The sequence below is a fragment of the Nostoc sp. DedVER02 genome, from assembly GCF_034530675.2.
Classification (GTDB): Bacteria; Cyanobacteriota; Cyanobacteriia; order Cyanobacteriales; family Nostocaceae; genus Nostoc.
The window spans coordinates 146,754-161,870 of sequence record NZ_JAVRCP020000001.1 but is presented as its reverse complement, the minus strand read 5'-3'; the positions used below and the strand labels follow the sequence as shown (position 1 = coordinate 161,870).

Below are 15,117 nucleotides of genomic sequence, written 5' to 3'. Positions count from 1 at the left end.
TACTTGAAAAATTTATGCTAGCAATTATAGATACACATCCGATCCAGTATCGCACTCCTGTCTACCGAACTCTCAGCAACCAATTTGGTATTCCAGTAACTGTTATTTACGGTTCTGATTTTAGTATTGTAGGTTACAAAGATCGAGAATTTGGGGTGAAATTTGCATGGGATATTGACCTGCTTTCGGGATATCCATCAGAATTTCTCTCTCAAGTCAAAACCGGAGGGGCGCAGACTTTTGAAAAAGTTTCGGCTCAAGGGTTAACAGCAGTCTTGGCAAAAATAAAACCAAAGGCTTTGCTGATTACAGGATACAATCACCCCTTTTATCGTGGAGTTCTTTATGAGGCATGGAAAGCTAAGTATCCAATTATTTTTCGGGGAGAAACCACTGACCATGCCCAAAAACGCAGTCCATTCAAAGGAGTCTTAAGGGACTCGATCCTATATTGGATGTACCGCCAGTTTGCCAAAACACTCTATATTGGTCAGCACTCTAAAGCTCATTTTCAACGCTTAGGCTGTTCCCAGGAGCAACTAGTTTTCTCACCATACTGTATCAGTACTAGTTTCTTTCAGTGCAGTGAAGGCGATCGCGCCCAGATCCGTCACGTCACTCGCCAGAGTCTAGGCATTGCAGACGAGCAGATTGTACTACTTTTTTCGGGAAAACTTAGCAGTAGAAAAAGGCCAGACCTTTTGCTGCAAGCAGTTAAACAATTGCCTTTAGAAGTTCGCACTCAAATTGTCATTCTCTTTCTTGGCGACGGAGAAATGAAATCATCTTTAGAAAATCTGGCCCAAATTTCACCAGCAGGAACAGTTCATTTTCTGGGATTTCAAAACCAGAGTCAGCTGAGTCCCTATTACCACGCTGCGGACTTTTTGGTATTGCCAAGTGAATATTCTGAGACTTGGGGTTTGGTCGTCAATGAAGCATTACATCACGGATTACCTGCAATTGTCTCCCAAGCTGTTGGTTGTGCGCCAGACCTAATTAATCCAGGTATGACTGGAGAGATTTTTACAACAGGCTCCCTTGAGAGTCTGACTCAAGCAATTGAGCGAAGTCGAATGCTAGTTGGGAGACCTGAGATTCGAGAAGAATGTCGCCAAAAGGTAAGCGCTTATTCCGTAGAAAAGGCAGCAGCAGGTATTGCTAGAGCATATAGAGAAACCATAGCATGAGACTTTTAATAGCTGGATTGTTAGGTGGAACTCATATCGGAGGGGCTTTTTTAAAAGCAGCTAAATACCTTGATTTAAAGTTTAACTTTGTTGATATTGAGCCAGCTTCCGCAGCTCCTAAATGGCTGAAACGAATTAATTGGCATCTGAGAGGAAAATACCCATCACAACTAGAAGGTTTTAGCCAGAAACTAGTATGGGAATGTGAGAATTCCCAACCGGAATTACTTATTTCTACAGGTATTGCTCCGATTAATCAAAAAGCACTACTTCAACTGGATAGGATGGGGATCAAGAAAATTAACTTTCTCACTGACGATCCCTGGAATACAGCTCACTATGCCCCTTGGTTTTTGAAAGCATTACCTCATTACGATATTATTTTTTCTCCTCGCCGGGCTAATATTAACGAACTCGTGCAGGCTGGTTGTCCCAATGTGGAGTATTTACCCTTTGGGTTCGATCGCGAGTTGTTTTATCCTGAAGAGTTCATCAACCCAGAAGCACGACTCCAGTATACTTGTGATGTAGTTTTTGCAGGTGGAGGCGATTGCGATCGCCTAAAGTATATGTCTGCTTTAATTAATTCTGGAATCAATGTCAACCTCTATGGCGGTTATTGGGATTGCTATCCAGAAACTAAAGCTTATAGTGGCGGTATCGCTGACGTTCCGACATTACGTCTGGCGATCGCCTCGGCAAAGATTGCCCTTTGCCTGGTTCGCAAAGCAAATCGAGATGGTAACTGTATGCGAACATTTGAAGTTCCAGCAATAGGAGCTTGTATGCTCACCGAAGATACTCCAGAACATCGAGAAATTTTTGGTGAAGAAGGGGAAGCAGTTTTATATTTCCAAACAATTCCAGAAATGTTGGAGAAAGTACGCTGGTTGCTCAACCACGATACGGAACGTCAACGCCTCGCCCAAAATGCCCACTCATTAATTTTTCACGGCAAGCACACGTACAAAGACCGCCTAGAAACGATGCTTTCTTTGACAGAAAAGCTAGTGTTTAAAAAATGAAACTTAAAATCGCGATCGTAGTACATGGTCGTTTTCATGCCTTTGATTTGGCAAGAGAGCTAATCAACCAAGGGCATGATGTGACATTATTTACAAATTACCCAAAGAAAATTGCAGAAAAATTTGGCATACCCCAAAAAAATGTTCAAACATTTTTACTACATGGTCTTTTAACTCGCGTTATTTATAAACTGCATGGAGTTTTAGCTACTCCTAATTTTGAAGCTTTTTTGCATTCTGCATTTTCCCAATGGGCGGCTCGAATTCTCAATAAATCTGAGTATGACATTGTTCACGTTTTTAGTGGAGTTGCCGAAGAGATTTTTCAGGTACTTTCAGCTAAGGGTGTCTTAAAAACTCTCGTGAGAGGTTCAGCACATATTCTGACCCAATTCCAACTCCTCTCAGAAGAAGAACAGCGAGCTGGTATATCAGTCGATCGGCCAAGTAACTGGATGATTGCCAGGGAGAAGCGAGAATATCAGCTTGCTGATGTAATTTTAGTACTCTCAAGTTTTGCTCAACAATCTTTTAATGAGCAAAACATTAGCCTAGATAAATTGAGAATTCTACCTTTAGGCGCTCAAATAGATAAATTTCGTCCAGTTGAGGAAGTTATTCAAGAACGGTGTCAGCGAATTCTTGCTAAACAACCACTTCATGTATTAATGGTGGGGAATTTTTCATATCGAAAAGGGGCAACTGATTTTGTAAAAATAGCTGAATTAGCCTCTATAAGCTACCAATTTAAATTTGTTGGGACTGTTACCAGTGAAGCTAGTTCACTAGCTGAGAAAAACAGTAAAAATATTAAGTTTATTGCCAAGCAACCCCAATTTGAATTATCCAAATTCTACGCCTGGGCAGATATATTTATTTTTACAACTATTGAAGATGGCTATGCTATGGTATTAGCCCAAGCTCAAGCAGCTGGTTTACCAATTTTGGCTACCACAAACTGTTCAGGCTCTGACATCATCCTCGAAGGACAAACAGGCTGGGTACTGCCAATTCGTAGCCCCGAAAGCTTTGTAGAACGATTAAAGTGGTGTAATGAACATCGCCAAGAACTAGCACAAATGGTCTGGAGAGTTTATGAAAACTTTCAACCCAGAGATTGGGCAGAGGTGGCTACTGACTTTGTTAGCATTCATACAGGTTTATTAAAGCAAAAGCTTGGGTGATTATGCTTACAGACGATCCGCAGCGACAGTGGTTAACTTTTTGGCTATGCATTTGGGTTGTGGTTGTAGCTTTAGTCATCTGCAGTCAGTGGAATAAGAGATTACCTAGCGTCGGTCTGCCGATGATTTATTTAATCCAGCTATCTATTTTGCACTGGTTCGGAGCGATGATTTATGCTTTTCCGTGGTATAATCCCAAGAGCGCCTATTTAATTAGTCAAAAAATCACTTTAACTAATACTGCCATAGGTTTTACCCAAGCAGTTTACGGTGTCATCGCGTTTGCAGTTGGCAGTATTATACTAGCTCCCTTGGTGGAGAAAATACTCAAACCTTCAGGGCGATTATATGTGCCGAGACAGCCTAACCTAAAATTTCCTAACAATTACATTTTATTGGGAGTGTTCTTTTACTTTGTTCTAGGGCCGATTTTAGGTCGCATTCCTAGTATTAGTGTTTTGGTTAACTCCGGTTTTGTGATGTTATCTACTGGGTTATGTTTGGCTTGCTGGAAAGCGTGGTACATGCGCGAAAAACACGCCTTGATGCGATGGCTGCTAATTAGCTGCTGTATACCTTTTGTTAGTATAATCAACTCCGGATTTGCCAGTTTTGGGGTGATGGCGGTGGTGCCTGTGTTGATATTTGTATTCACTTTTTATCGCCCACGCTGGAAATCCATAATCTTATTAGTATTGTTTCTCTCACTAGGCTTATCTTTCTACACTAATTATTTCCGCGATCGCAATCTAATTCGCGCTCAAGTTTGGGGTGGCAAAGGTATAGAGTCAAGAATTGAGCAGTTGCAACAAACGGCAAGTAACTTAGAGTTTTTTGATCCTTCCAAGCAGGCGCATTTAGAACTAATTGATGGTCGTTTAAATCAAAATCCCCAAGTCGGTCAAGGTGTCAGGTACATCAGTAGTGGCGCGATTGAGTATGCAAATGGTGAAACTTTCGCAGAGGCAGCAGTAGCAGTAGTACCTCGAATTCTCTGGCCAGATAAACCAATTAGTGGAGGTAGTGGCGATATTGTCAATCGCTACACAGGTGTGAAGTTTGCTGAAGGAACGAGTGTAGGGGTGGGCAATATTTTAGAGTTCTATATCAACTTTGGAACAGAAGGAGTAATTTTAGGATTTGCTATTCTCGGAATTCTGTTACGAGTAATAGATATCATAGCCGGAAAAAAATTACTCTCTGGTGATTGGGAAGGGTTTACTTTCTGGTTTTTGCCTGGATTAGCTATGATAAATCCTGGCGGTTCGTTAACAGAAATAGTCGGCTCTGTAGCAGGTTCAGTGGTTTTGGTTTATCTGATTAACAAGTTTTATGTGCAAAAAAGAGGTCGTTCAAAAGCTTTAGGAACTACTTCTTATTAATATGACTCCTAACCTCCAACTAATAGTCTGTGTGATTAATCATGAATGCTTTTAAAATTAAGCTTTTCAGCTCGCACTACCCATCAATTTAAAGTATCGCGGAAGTCCCCACCCTCAACAGTCAGCTATAACTATGCAGAAATCAAGAGATCGTTACCACCTTTGGTTTCCAGATTTATTCAACGCAAAAGGAGGAATTCAGCGTTATTCCTCCTTTTGTTTACAGGCATTCCAAAGTCTCTATCCCAATTTTGACTACGACATTTTTATTAAGCACGATACTAAAGTCCCTTCAAATTCTTCTAATTTATGCTTTCATGCCATTGGGAACTGGCCGCTATCTCTACGCACTCCAGCTTTCGCAGCTTACTTAATTAGTCTTGGTTGTTTGCACCGTCCAAGCCTTGTGTTTTCTAGCCATCTTAACTTTAGTGTTGCTGCCTATCGGTTGCGACAACTAACTGGTACTCCATACTGGGCTGTAGGACACGGTATAGATGCTTGGAACATTCAAAATCCAGCTTTACAGACTGCTTTACACCATGCCGATCGCGTTTTAACTGGTAGTCACTATACACGCGATCGCCTCCTCAAAGAACAAAACCTTGATCCAGACAAAGTTGTAGTTCTACCCAATACCTTCGATGCAGATGATTTTCAGATTGCACCCAAGCCTGATAGCCTTCTCAAGCGATATGGTTTGAAACCTGAACAACCAATTATTCTCACCGTTGCTCGCCTTGCCAAATCAGAGCAATACAAAGGTTATGACAAAATTCTGGCTGCTTTACCCCAAATTCGTCAAGCTATTCCTAATATTCATTACGTTTTAGTAGGTAAAGGAGACGATCAATCCCGAATTGAACAGCTAATTTCTCAATATCAACTCCAAGATTGCGTAACCTTAACTGGCTTTGTTTCTGATGAAGAACTTAGCTCTCATTACCATCTGTGCGATCTATTTGCAATGCCAAGTAAAGCAGAAGGATTTGGCATTGTTTACCTAGAGGCTCTCGCCTGCGGTAAACCCACCCTTGGAGGTAATCAAGATGGGGCGCAGGATGCCCTCTGTCACGGAGAATTAGGCGCACTTGTCGATCCTGACGATATAGAAGCGATCGCCAAAACTATAATTCAAATCCTACAGAGAACTTATTCTAATCCTCTAATCTATCAACCAGAGGCATTAAGAGAAAAAGTAATTAAACAATTTGGTTTTGAACAATTTCAAAAGACTCTTGGTAATTACTTAGAGCAATATTTTACATCTATTTAATTTATTTAACATCATAATAAACACAATTAATCAACCATGTTTAATCCAGATTTTATTAAGTTCAGTACTAGCGAAATCGTTAACGATCTCAAAACCAAGGGATACTTTGCTTTTGAAGAAGCGTTAACTCCCCAGTATGTTGAAGAACTACTTCAAGAAATTAACTTCAATCAAATATTGCTGAATAATAATGATGTTGGTGTAGTTACTGCTCAAGACATCAAATTTTTTACTCATTGTTTAGCTGGCTCTAAAAAAACATACGATGTAATTACCTCTAGACAAGTTTTAGATGTATGCAAAGAATATTTTAGCGATGATTATAAATTAACTAATCATCGAGTTTATCAAACATCTCAAAATTCCCACATGCCTTGGCATACAGATAATAATCGTCAGATTGGTAAGCAATTATCCGAAAAGCATAATATGCCAGGTCTGTTGTTTTTATTTTATTTATCTGATGTTGAAAAAAATGCCTTTCAATATATAAAAGACTCTCATAAATGGTCTCGCAAATATAGCCACGAAATTTATCTGAGCGATAGCTATATCGACAAAACATATAGCAAAGATATACTAACATTTCCCATGCGAAAGGGAAGTCTGATCTTATGTGATATCCACGGAATACATAGAGCCGAACCTTTTCAAGATAAAACATATAACAGAACTACCTTGCTTTTTCAAGTCGATCAGGTTGGTAGTGAAAATGTCGGACATGGTGAAAAAAATATAGTGAATACTGAGTACCTTGACAATCTGACTCCAGAGGTGATGGATTACCTCGGATTTGGTTTTAAGAGAGACTACCCAGCTTTTCCTAATACATCAATCGCTACTATGAAACTTCAAGATATTTTGGAGCTACAAAAACAGTTGTTACCCAAGACAGTAGAAGCTCTTAATAAAAACATACTAAAATCTTTATTACCTGCTGAAGCAGTAATTAATGCCAAGCGACTCCTCTGGCATTTTAAATCAAAGTACTCTAAGGAAAAAACAAAGATATAGTAATTAATGAAAATTTTGTTGATAGGTAATTATCAACTAGATGCAATCCAAAGTATGGATATATTTGCTTCTATGTTAGAAAATTACTTAACCCAACTTGGGCATCAAGTCCGAATAATTCGCCCAAATCCTTGGTTTGGCAAAGTTGTTTCATCACCAAATTCGCTCAAGAAATGGTTAGGTTATATCGATAAATTTGTGTTATTTCCAGCACAATTGCGTCGAGCATTATCTTGGGCAGATATAGTTCACATCTGCGATCAGGGGAATGCAGTTTACGTAAAATATTTGGGAAATACACCCCACGTCATTACTTGCCATGATTTATTTCCAATTCGTTCTGGTTTGGGGGAATTTCCTGAATATCGCACTGGATGGACTGGTAAACAATTCCAGCAAATGGTGATGAGGGGACTCAACCAAGGGCATAAAGTTGCTTGTGTTTCAGAACAGACTAAAAGTGATGTTTTACGCCTTTCTTCTCTCTCTAAGAGTGCTGTATCTGTTATTCCTATGGGTTTAAACTATCCATACACCCCTATGTCAGTTACAGAATCTGAACTGCGTTTAAAAGCTTTGGGAATTCCTCAAAATTGTCAATTTATTTTGCATGTAGGGGCAAACCACTGGTACAAAAATAGGTTAGGAGTTTTATCAATCTTTTATCAACTAATTCTACAACTCCAACAGCCAGAATTTCATCTAGTCATGGTAGGTAAATCCATGACTGAGGAAATGCGTCAGTTTATCAAAATGCATAATATAACGCAAAAGGTCATAGAGTTAGTAGAAATTGATAACGAAAACCTCAGAGCTATCTATTCTTCTGCTACAGCTTTACTTTTCCCTTCCCTCTATGAAGGCTTTGGTTGGCCAATCATAGAAGCTCAATCTTGTGGTTGTCCTGTTTTTACATCTAACCGTTCCCCCATGAATGATGTAGGAGGAGAAGCAGCTATATACATAGAACCGGATCGGCCGAAAGAAACCGCAGAAAAGATAATTCGTAATCTACCCACGTTAAAAATGCTGAAAGCAAAAGGATTTGTAAATTCTCAAAAATTCTCAGCAGAGAAAATGATTTCCGAGTATATTAAACTTTATGAGCAAGCCATTAATGAAAAATGAAATATGACAATAAAGTAAAAACAATTTAATTTTATTGTTATTAAATTTTTTTCAACAGCTTAAATGGTGCATCTTACTAGATTGTGCTGCGGATATCCGCTATGAAAGTTCTCCACGTGATTCCCTCTGTTCCTCAAGTACGGGGTGGGCCAAGCCTTGTTGTTCTGGATATGGTTAAGGCATTACGAGCTAATAATGTTGATGTTGAGATTGCCACGACTAACGATAACGGCGATTACTTACTTGATGTTCCTTTAAAAAAACTCATTGAATATAAACAAGTTCCAATCTGGTTTTTCTCTCGCTTTTCACCCTCGATAAAATTTGTCAGAGAATACGCCTTTTCTTGGCAGTTAACAGCATGGCTCTGGGATAATATTTACCAATACGACATTTTACACATTCATGCTATTTTCTCCTATGCATCGACGATGGCAATGGCGATCGCTCGTCTGCAAAATATTCCATATATTGTTATTCCACATGGTTTATTATCCAAATGGTCTTTGCAGCAAAGCGCTTGGAAAAAGCAAATTTACATGAGGCTAATCGAGCAAGCTAACCTCAACCACTCTCAAGCTATCCACCTTACCTCCCAATTAGAAAAGCAAGAGGTTGCTCAATTGGGACTTAGTACCCCCAGTTTTGTCTTACCACACGGACTTTCTCACCCGCCCCAGATTCTCGATGCCCGTTCTCTACTTCGACAACATCTCAACCTACCAGAGGATGAACCAATAATTTTATTTTTATCCCGTTTGCATCCTAAAAAAGGGCTAGACTATCTTATCCCTGCATTAGGCAAACTTATTCATCATCGTTTCACCTTTGCGATCGCAGGCAGTGGTTCGCAAGAGTATGAAGCGGAAATTGAGTCAGCGCTGGTTTCAAATGGTATTCGCGATCGCACCTATATTGCAGGATTTGTTACTGGAGAGACAAAAAACCTCTTTATCCAAGGTTCGGATTTATTTGTCCTGACATCCCACGCCGAAAATTTCGGTTTAGCAGTTTTAGAGGCTTTAGCTGTGGGTGTTCCCGTCCTTGTTACCCCTGGTGTAGCTTTGTCTTCTGTAGTTCAAGAACACCAATTGGGTTACGTTCCAGAATTGGATGTGCTGGCGATCACTAAAGCTATTGAAGAATATCTCACTCATCCTCAAGAAGCTAAAGATATGGGCGATCGCGCTCGTCAAGTGATTAGAGAACAATATACTTGGGACAAAGTTGCAGCCAAAATGGTTGAGATTTATCAATATATTATTTTAAATCATAATTATTGAAAATAGTAAGATCAATTTCAATAAATTTACTACAGCAATTTAGCTATTTGGTAAAATTGAGCAGGATTGTTTTTGAAAAATTATTGAATGTATTAAAACCGCTTAATAATTATATTATCTTTTATGTGTGGCATTGCCGGAATTTTAACGAAAACTGAAATAAAAAATAGCTTAGAAACATTGATGCTGAGAATGCAAATTGCTCTACAGCATCGTGGCCCTGACGATCAAGGAATTTATATCTCTCCAGATAGAGAAGTTGCTTTTGCTCATACTCGCCTTTCTATTCTTGACCTCAGTACCGCAGGACATCAGCCGATGTCTACACTTGATGGACGCTATTGGATTACTTTTAATGGGGAAATTTACAATTTTTTGGAGTTACGACAGACTCTAGAAGCAAAAGGCGAGAAGTTTTATTCACAAACAGATACTGAAGTTATTCTTAAACTTTATCAGCAGCAAGGGGCAGAATGTGTAAGCAATTTGCGGGGAATGTTTGCCTTTGCTATTTGGGATAATCAAGAACAAACCTGCTTTATTGCCCGTGATCCTTTAGGAATTAAACCTTTATACTATTGGCAATCTGGCTCAACTTTAATATTTGCCTCAGAACTTAGGGCAGTTTTAGCATCAAAATTACCTAGCATTGCCTTAAATCCAGAGGGTTTATATGGCTATCTTGTTAGTGGAACAGTACCAGAACCTCACACTCTCATTGCAGGGATTCACTGTTTAGAAGCTGGACATTGGTTACGTTGGCAAGCAGGTAATCTCAGAAAAGAACAATATTGGCAAATTAACTTTACTTCTGAAGAAATTTCTCTGACAGAAGCTAAAGAAAAAGTTCGCAATGCTCTGATTGATTCTATCAAACATCACTTTATCAGCGACGTACCAGTAGGGATTTTTCTGAGTGGTGGAATTGACTCAACCTCAATTGTTGCCTTAGCGCGTCAAACTCAGAAAGGGAGTTTACGCACTTACTCAATTGCTTTTGAAGAAGATGAGTGGAATGAAGGAGAACTTGCCCAAAAAATTGCTCAGGAATTTGGCACAGACCATACGGAATATAAAGTTACGGCATCGTTAGGAAAAGAACTATTACCGAAGTTTTTAGTAAGTATCGATCAACCCAGTATCGACGGCTTCAATACTTTTTGTGTGTCCCAAGTCGCTCACAAAGATGGGACTAAAGTAGTTTTATCTGGATTAGGAGGAGATGAGTTATTCGGCGGTTATAAAACATTTCAACAAGTGCCAAAGATGGTGCGATTGGGTCAGCAACTCCAGAAAATTCAACCCATCAGTACTGGCATTGGTAAGGGATTAGCATCTTGGGGCAAATCACCACGAATCAAGCGTTTAGGAGACTTTTTACAGCAAAAACCGACAACTACAGCAGCTTACCGTAGTTTTAGGGGAATTTTCTCCCAAAGAGAAGCCTGGAAAATTACTCAGCACTATTTCAAAGATTCATGGGATCAACTGCCATCACCCTTTCCTATATGGGAGAAGGAGGTTTTTCAAAGTACAAGCGTATCAACAAGTCTTCCTTCTTTAGAAGACGAAGTGAGCCGACTAGAACTAAGTTGTTATATGCGTAATCAGCTATTACGAGATAGCGATGTTATGAGTATGGCATGGGGGTTAGAATTACGAGTTCCCTTAGTGGATCGCACTTTACTAGAAGCGATCGCATCTATTCCCAGTAAAATGCGTCTTGCACCCGGTAAACAGTTATTAATTCAGGCAGTTCCTGAGTTACCAAGTTGCGTACTTAATCGTCCCAAACGAGGATTCTTTTTTCCCTTTCAAGAGTGGATAGAGAAAGATTGGAACGATTATTTTCCTAATCATGAACTAGGCGCAAATATTAGCCTAATATTATGGTATCGTAATTGGAGTTTAGCGATTTTCCACCATTGGTGGAATGAAATTGCTGGATTATAATTCTCTCCATAATATTCTAGTAATGGAAAATAATATAAATAGGTATATCAGATTAATCAAACAAGGTTTGACTGATTATAAATGGGCATTATACTATTTTCAACTGCTCATTTTAAATCCCAAATACAGGAGATTAATCGCAAATTTATTTTCCTACTTTCTACCGAAAACTCAGAATTTGAAAATTGATATTGAGACTAAAAAAAATATTAAAATCTTCCAAGAAGATGGGTTAGTTGTCTTAGACAACTTTGTGACGAAGACTCAAGTTGAGGAAATGAAGTCATATCTGTCTCCGAAATTATGCTTTGATCGTCATCGTCCAGAAAATGGTAGATTTAATGTACCAAGATTTGCTCATAAATCCTGTATTCATGCCTACTATACACCAGAAGACATAATTGATACTCCTCATCTCTTGGATCTGGCAAATGAAACAAGAGTTTTAAGCATAATAGAGGATAGATTTGGAGCAAAGCCAACAATTTCTTTGATGCAAATTTGGTGGCTATTGTCTGGCTTTGAGATTGAAGCAAATTTAAATGACCGATATTTAACACATCCCGGAGAATTTCATAGAGATGTCGATGACTGGTCAGAAATTAAGTTATTTATATATTTAACTGATGTAGACGAAAATTCTGGATGTCATGCATTTATTAAAAAATCCCATACATGGTTACTATCACCTAAAACGAGAGATTTAGACATTAGCAATCCTGATTTTCCGATAGTAAATAACCTAATAAAAATTACTGGTGAGGCAGGCTTGGCTTGGCTTGAAAATAGCTACGTACTTCACCGCTCTTTCGTTCCTAAAAACAAGGATCGGTTAATTGTAGCGATTACTTACACCTTATCAGCATTACCATTGGGCCCGAAAATTCCCTTAAGATCATATCCAGAAAACAGTCAATTTGATACTTACATCAATAGAATATATTTAAACTAATGCTAATGCAGTAGGACTAGCTGTGGTCATGCAAATAAAGAGTAAATAAATTTTTATCTTGATTTACTCTTTATTTGGAATATTAGGGGCTGAGAGTTCAATTTTTTGCTAGCTTAGAACTGTCTGGTTATTTTTGCCCTACTGTACTAGTTCAAAACGTTAAAGTTTTGGATAAACATGACATGAAAATCCTGCATATTATTCCTTCAGTAGCATCAGTACGAGGTGGGCCTAGTCAAGCAGTTGTGGAGACAGTTAAAGCACTACGAAATTTAGGCATTGATACTGAAATCGTCACTACTAATGATAATGGCAATGATTTATTCGACGTACCTCTTGGTAAGCTTATAGAGTATAAGCAAGTACCAGTTCGGTTTTTTTCACGCTTTTCTCCTAAAGTTAACTTCATAAGAGAATTTGCCTTTTCTAGTCAGTTAACAACATGGTTGTGGCAAAATGCTGCTAAGTATGACTTGTTACATGTCCATGCGATATTTTCCTATGCTTCTACGGTGGCAATGGCGATCGCTCGTCTTCAAGGCATTCCTTACATTATTCGCCCACTAGGACAACTGTGCGAATGGTCGCTTCAGCAAAGTGCCCGCAAAAAACAGATATATCTCAACTTGATCGAACGGGCTAACCTCAACCACTCTCAGGCACTTCACCTTACCTCTGAACAAGAACAGCAAGAAGTTTCTCGTTTAGCTCTTAGCCCTCCTAGCTTTGTTCTACCCCACGGGCTGTCTATTCCTTCTGCTATCCCTAATGCTCGTTCTCTACTTCGAGAACATTTAAAAGTCTCAGTAGATGAACCAATAATTTTATTTTTGTCACGCTTACATCCCAAAAAAGGACTAGACTATCTCATCCCAGCTTTGGGGAAACTCACTAATTACCGTTTCACCTTTGTTGTTGCAGGCAGTGGTTCCAAAGAGTACGAAGCGGAAATTGAGTCTCTTTTAATTTCAAATGGCATTCGCGATCGCACCCATCTGACTGGATTTGTTGCAGGAGAGACAAAAAACTTATTCATACAAGGGTCTGATTTATTTGTCCTCACCTCCTACTCGGAAAATTTCGGAGTAGCTGTCTTAGAAGCTTTAGCTGTCGGTGTTCCCGTCTTGGTTACTCCTGGTGTGGCTTTAGCTGCTGTTGTGCAACAAAATCAGCTTGGTTACGTTCCCGAATTGGATGTGTTAGCGATCGCTAAAGCTGTTGAACAATATCTCACTCATACCCTAGAAACTGAAGATATGGGCGATCGCGCTCGTCAGTTAGTTCTGGATAACTATACCTGGAATCGGATTGCGGAAAATCTCATGGAGATATATACGAAACTTATTAAGTAGAAATGTTGAATGTTGATACAAAACTTTACATACTTGGTTAGAGTAATTCTAAAAAGCCAAAAATAGTCAACAAAACATCATCTCCTCAAGCCAATGAACATAACTGATTTTTTGACACATACATGATTGTAAATAACGGAATTTATCTAATAGTGTATATCCCCATTGTTTGGGTATCGATAAAAGGTAAGGATTCAGTTCTTGAGGCAGGTTTTGGTTCATATTTGTGATACTCCACCTCAACTGTCCCCTTTGTCAATACTCTGTTACCTGAATCCTTACTCTGATTTTACCAATGAAACGTAAATCATAAAAAATCAACTAGGTAATTGGGCAAATTGGATTTATTGCCTGATAATGAAAATTAGTATAGTTGATATATGACATAGATAATCTTATGTGCTTAAGCAAATATTAGCAGAAAATATTGTGGCAGTTACTCTATTTGAATATGGAGAATCATATAACTAAATATGTAAAAAATAGGTTGAATAATGAAGTTTTTATTGAATAATTTTAACGGTTTAAAATATCTTTTGGGTCGATTCTATCAATGTCGTCGCAGCTATTCTTTCATACGCAAAACTCTTCAAGCTGTTAAGTTAGATCGACAAACTCTACTGCTGTGTGACAACTATCAAACTAACTATAAAGTCTTAGATAAAAGTCAGAAAGATACTGTATTTAGCGATCGCTCTCAAGATGACCACATCACATTTCTTCGTCAGACTGCTTTTTCTAGTGGACTGCGATTAAGTGAAAACACTCAGCAATCCTTAATAGAGGCTGCTTCTCAGCGATCTTTGGTTGCTTCTGGAAGCCGCCGAGTTTTCACTTTAGCGGATGCTGTAGCCGATCCTAACCTACGGCAGACAGTGGCGATAGCCACCATTATCGACTCATCCGATTTACCATCTATCCAAGATTTGGCAGCTTCCCCCATTTTACTGAACGTTGTTACTACTTACTTGGGCTATGCTCCTCGAGAAGTTTCTAGCTGGTTTTTTTGGAGCTTTGCCAACCAACTACCCCAAACCGAAAGAGAAGCAGTGTATCAGACGATTCAGTATCATTATGATGTCCACGGTCTAAACTTCATGTATGTCAACTTCTATCTTCTAGATACCGATGCTGACTCTGGTGCCCATGTGTTGATCAGTGGTAGCCATCGGCAAAAGCGTTTACAGCAACTTTTGGGATCTGCGCGCTTGATGGATGAACAGGCATTGAGTTGCTATGGCGCGGAGCGTATAGAAGTTATCACTGGAACAGCCGGCTCTGGCTTTTTTGAAGATGCTTCTTGCTATCATAAAGCCCTGCCACCCAAGACAAGCGATCGCCTAATGTTACAGTTACGTTACTCATAACAACATATTAT

12 protein-coding genes and 1 pseudogene are annotated in these 15,117 nt (G+C 39.0%); 12 read left to right on the top strand and 1 reads right to left on the bottom strand.

Annotation, left to right across the window (positions count from 1 at the left end; translation table 11 throughout):
• Nucleotides 1–14 precede the first annotated feature (14 nt).
• From RMZ41_RS00685 to RMZ41_RS00635, 11 genes are all read left to right on the top strand, one after another.
• A complete protein-coding gene (locus tag RMZ41_RS00685; RefSeq protein WP_322643538.1) occupies nucleotides 15–1,190 on the top strand; it encodes a glycosyltransferase family 4 protein in 1,176 nt (391 codons plus the stop codon).
• Nucleotides 1,187–2,215, top strand: a complete 1,029-nt coding sequence (locus RMZ41_RS00680) for a glycosyltransferase (protein ID WP_322643537.1) — start codon at nucleotides 1,187–1,189, stop codon at nucleotides 2,213–2,215. The genes RMZ41_RS00685 and RMZ41_RS00680 overlap by 4 nt, the downstream gene beginning before the upstream one ends.
• Nucleotides 2,212–3,399 (top strand): glycosyltransferase family 4 protein, encoded by a 1,188-nt coding sequence (locus RMZ41_RS00675; RefSeq protein ID WP_322643536.1) that lies wholly within the window; start codon nucleotides 2,212–2,214, stop codon nucleotides 3,397–3,399. Before RMZ41_RS00680 ends, RMZ41_RS00675 begins: the two co-directional genes overlap by 4 nt.
• Before the next feature lie 2 nt (nucleotides 3,400–3,401).
• Complete coding sequence (locus RMZ41_RS00670; RefSeq protein ID WP_322643535.1) at nucleotides 3,402–4,781, top strand: hypothetical protein; 1,380 nt, start codon at nucleotides 3,402–3,404, stop codon at nucleotides 4,779–4,781.
• A 133-nt stretch (nucleotides 4,782–4,914) separates the two neighbouring features.
• Nucleotides 4,915–6,057 (top strand): glycosyltransferase, encoded by a 1,143-nt coding sequence (locus RMZ41_RS00665; protein WP_322643534.1) that lies wholly within the window; start codon nucleotides 4,915–4,917, stop codon nucleotides 6,055–6,057.
• Between the two features lie 36 nt (nucleotides 6,058–6,093).
• A complete protein-coding gene (locus RMZ41_RS00660) occupies nucleotides 6,094–7,071 on the top strand; it encodes a phytanoyl-CoA dioxygenase family protein (RefSeq protein ID WP_322643533.1) in 978 nt (325 codons plus the stop codon).
• Nucleotides 7,072–7,077: 6 nt separating this feature from the next.
• Nucleotides 7,078–8,199: a glycosyltransferase family 1 protein gene (locus RMZ41_RS00655; protein ID WP_322643532.1), complete on the top strand. Its 1,122-nt coding sequence runs from the start codon at nucleotides 7,078–7,080 to the stop codon at nucleotides 8,197–8,199.
• A 101-nt stretch (nucleotides 8,200–8,300) separates the two neighbouring features.
• Nucleotides 8,301–9,482: a glycosyltransferase gene (locus RMZ41_RS00650; protein WP_322643531.1), complete on the top strand. Its 1,182-nt coding sequence runs from the start codon at nucleotides 8,301–8,303 to the stop codon at nucleotides 9,480–9,482.
• Nucleotides 9,483–9,605: 123 nt separating this feature from the next.
• Nucleotides 9,606–11,435: an asparagine synthase (glutamine-hydrolyzing) gene (gene asnB / locus RMZ41_RS00645; RefSeq protein WP_322643530.1), complete on the top strand. Its 1,830-nt coding sequence runs from the start codon at nucleotides 9,606–9,608 to the stop codon at nucleotides 11,433–11,435.
• 178 nt (nucleotides 11,436–11,613) lie between these two features.
• The gene (locus RMZ41_RS00640; protein ID WP_322734442.1) at nucleotides 11,614–12,387 is read left to right on the top strand and encodes a phytanoyl-CoA dioxygenase family protein; all 774 of its coding nucleotides are present in this window, start codon (nucleotides 11,614–11,616) and stop codon (nucleotides 12,385–12,387) included.
• Nucleotides 12,388–12,569: 182 nt separating this feature from the next.
• Nucleotides 12,570–13,739, top strand: coding sequence for a glycosyltransferase (locus tag RMZ41_RS00635; protein WP_322643528.1), 1,170 nt, complete (start codon nucleotides 12,570–12,572; stop codon nucleotides 13,737–13,739).
• A gap of 66 nt (nucleotides 13,740–13,805) precedes the next feature.
• Here the strand turns inward: RMZ41_RS00635 and RMZ41_RS00630 are convergent.
• Nucleotides 13,806–13,925 (bottom strand): annotated as a pseudogene (locus tag RMZ41_RS00630) (IS4 family transposase); the annotation flags it as partial.
• 320 nt (nucleotides 13,926–14,245) lie between these two features.
• Between RMZ41_RS00630 and RMZ41_RS00625 the strand changes: the two are divergent.
• Entirely contained in the window at nucleotides 14,246–15,106 is an 861-nt protein-coding gene (locus RMZ41_RS00625) for a hypothetical protein (RefSeq protein WP_409874687.1), read from the top strand.
• Nucleotides 15,107–15,117 lie beyond the last annotated feature (11 nt).

Excerpts from the sequence above, each read along its gene's own strand:
- RMZ41_RS00670 (WP_322643535.1), top strand. The coding sequence starts at position 3,402 with ATGCTTACAGACGATCCGCAGCGACAGTGGTTAACTTTTTGGCTATGC.
- RMZ41_RS00635 (WP_322643528.1), top strand. The coding sequence starts at position 12,570 with ATGAAAATCCTGCATATTATTCCTTCAGTAGCATCAGTACGAGGTGGG.
- RMZ41_RS00660 (WP_322643533.1), top strand. The coding sequence starts at position 6,094 with ATGTTTAATCCAGATTTTATTAAGTTCAGTACTAGCGAAATCGTTAAC.
- RMZ41_RS00675 (WP_322643536.1), top strand. The coding sequence starts at position 2,212 with ATGAAACTTAAAATCGCGATCGTAGTACATGGTCGTTTTCATGCCTTT.
- RMZ41_RS00655 (WP_322643532.1), top strand. The coding sequence starts at position 7,078 with ATGAAAATTTTGTTGATAGGTAATTATCAACTAGATGCAATCCAAAGT.
- asnB (WP_322643530.1), top strand. The coding sequence starts at position 9,606 with ATGTGTGGCATTGCCGGAATTTTAACGAAAACTGAAATAAAAAATAGC.
- RMZ41_RS00680 (WP_322643537.1), top strand. The coding sequence starts at position 1,187 with ATGAGACTTTTAATAGCTGGATTGTTAGGTGGAACTCATATCGGAGGG.
- RMZ41_RS00685 (WP_322643538.1), top strand. The coding sequence starts at position 15 with ATGCTAGCAATTATAGATACACATCCGATCCAGTATCGCACTCCTGTC.
- RMZ41_RS00665 (WP_322643534.1), top strand. The coding sequence starts at position 4,915 with ATGCAGAAATCAAGAGATCGTTACCACCTTTGGTTTCCAGATTTATTC.
- RMZ41_RS00650 (WP_322643531.1), top strand. The coding sequence starts at position 8,301 with ATGAAAGTTCTCCACGTGATTCCCTCTGTTCCTCAAGTACGGGGTGGG.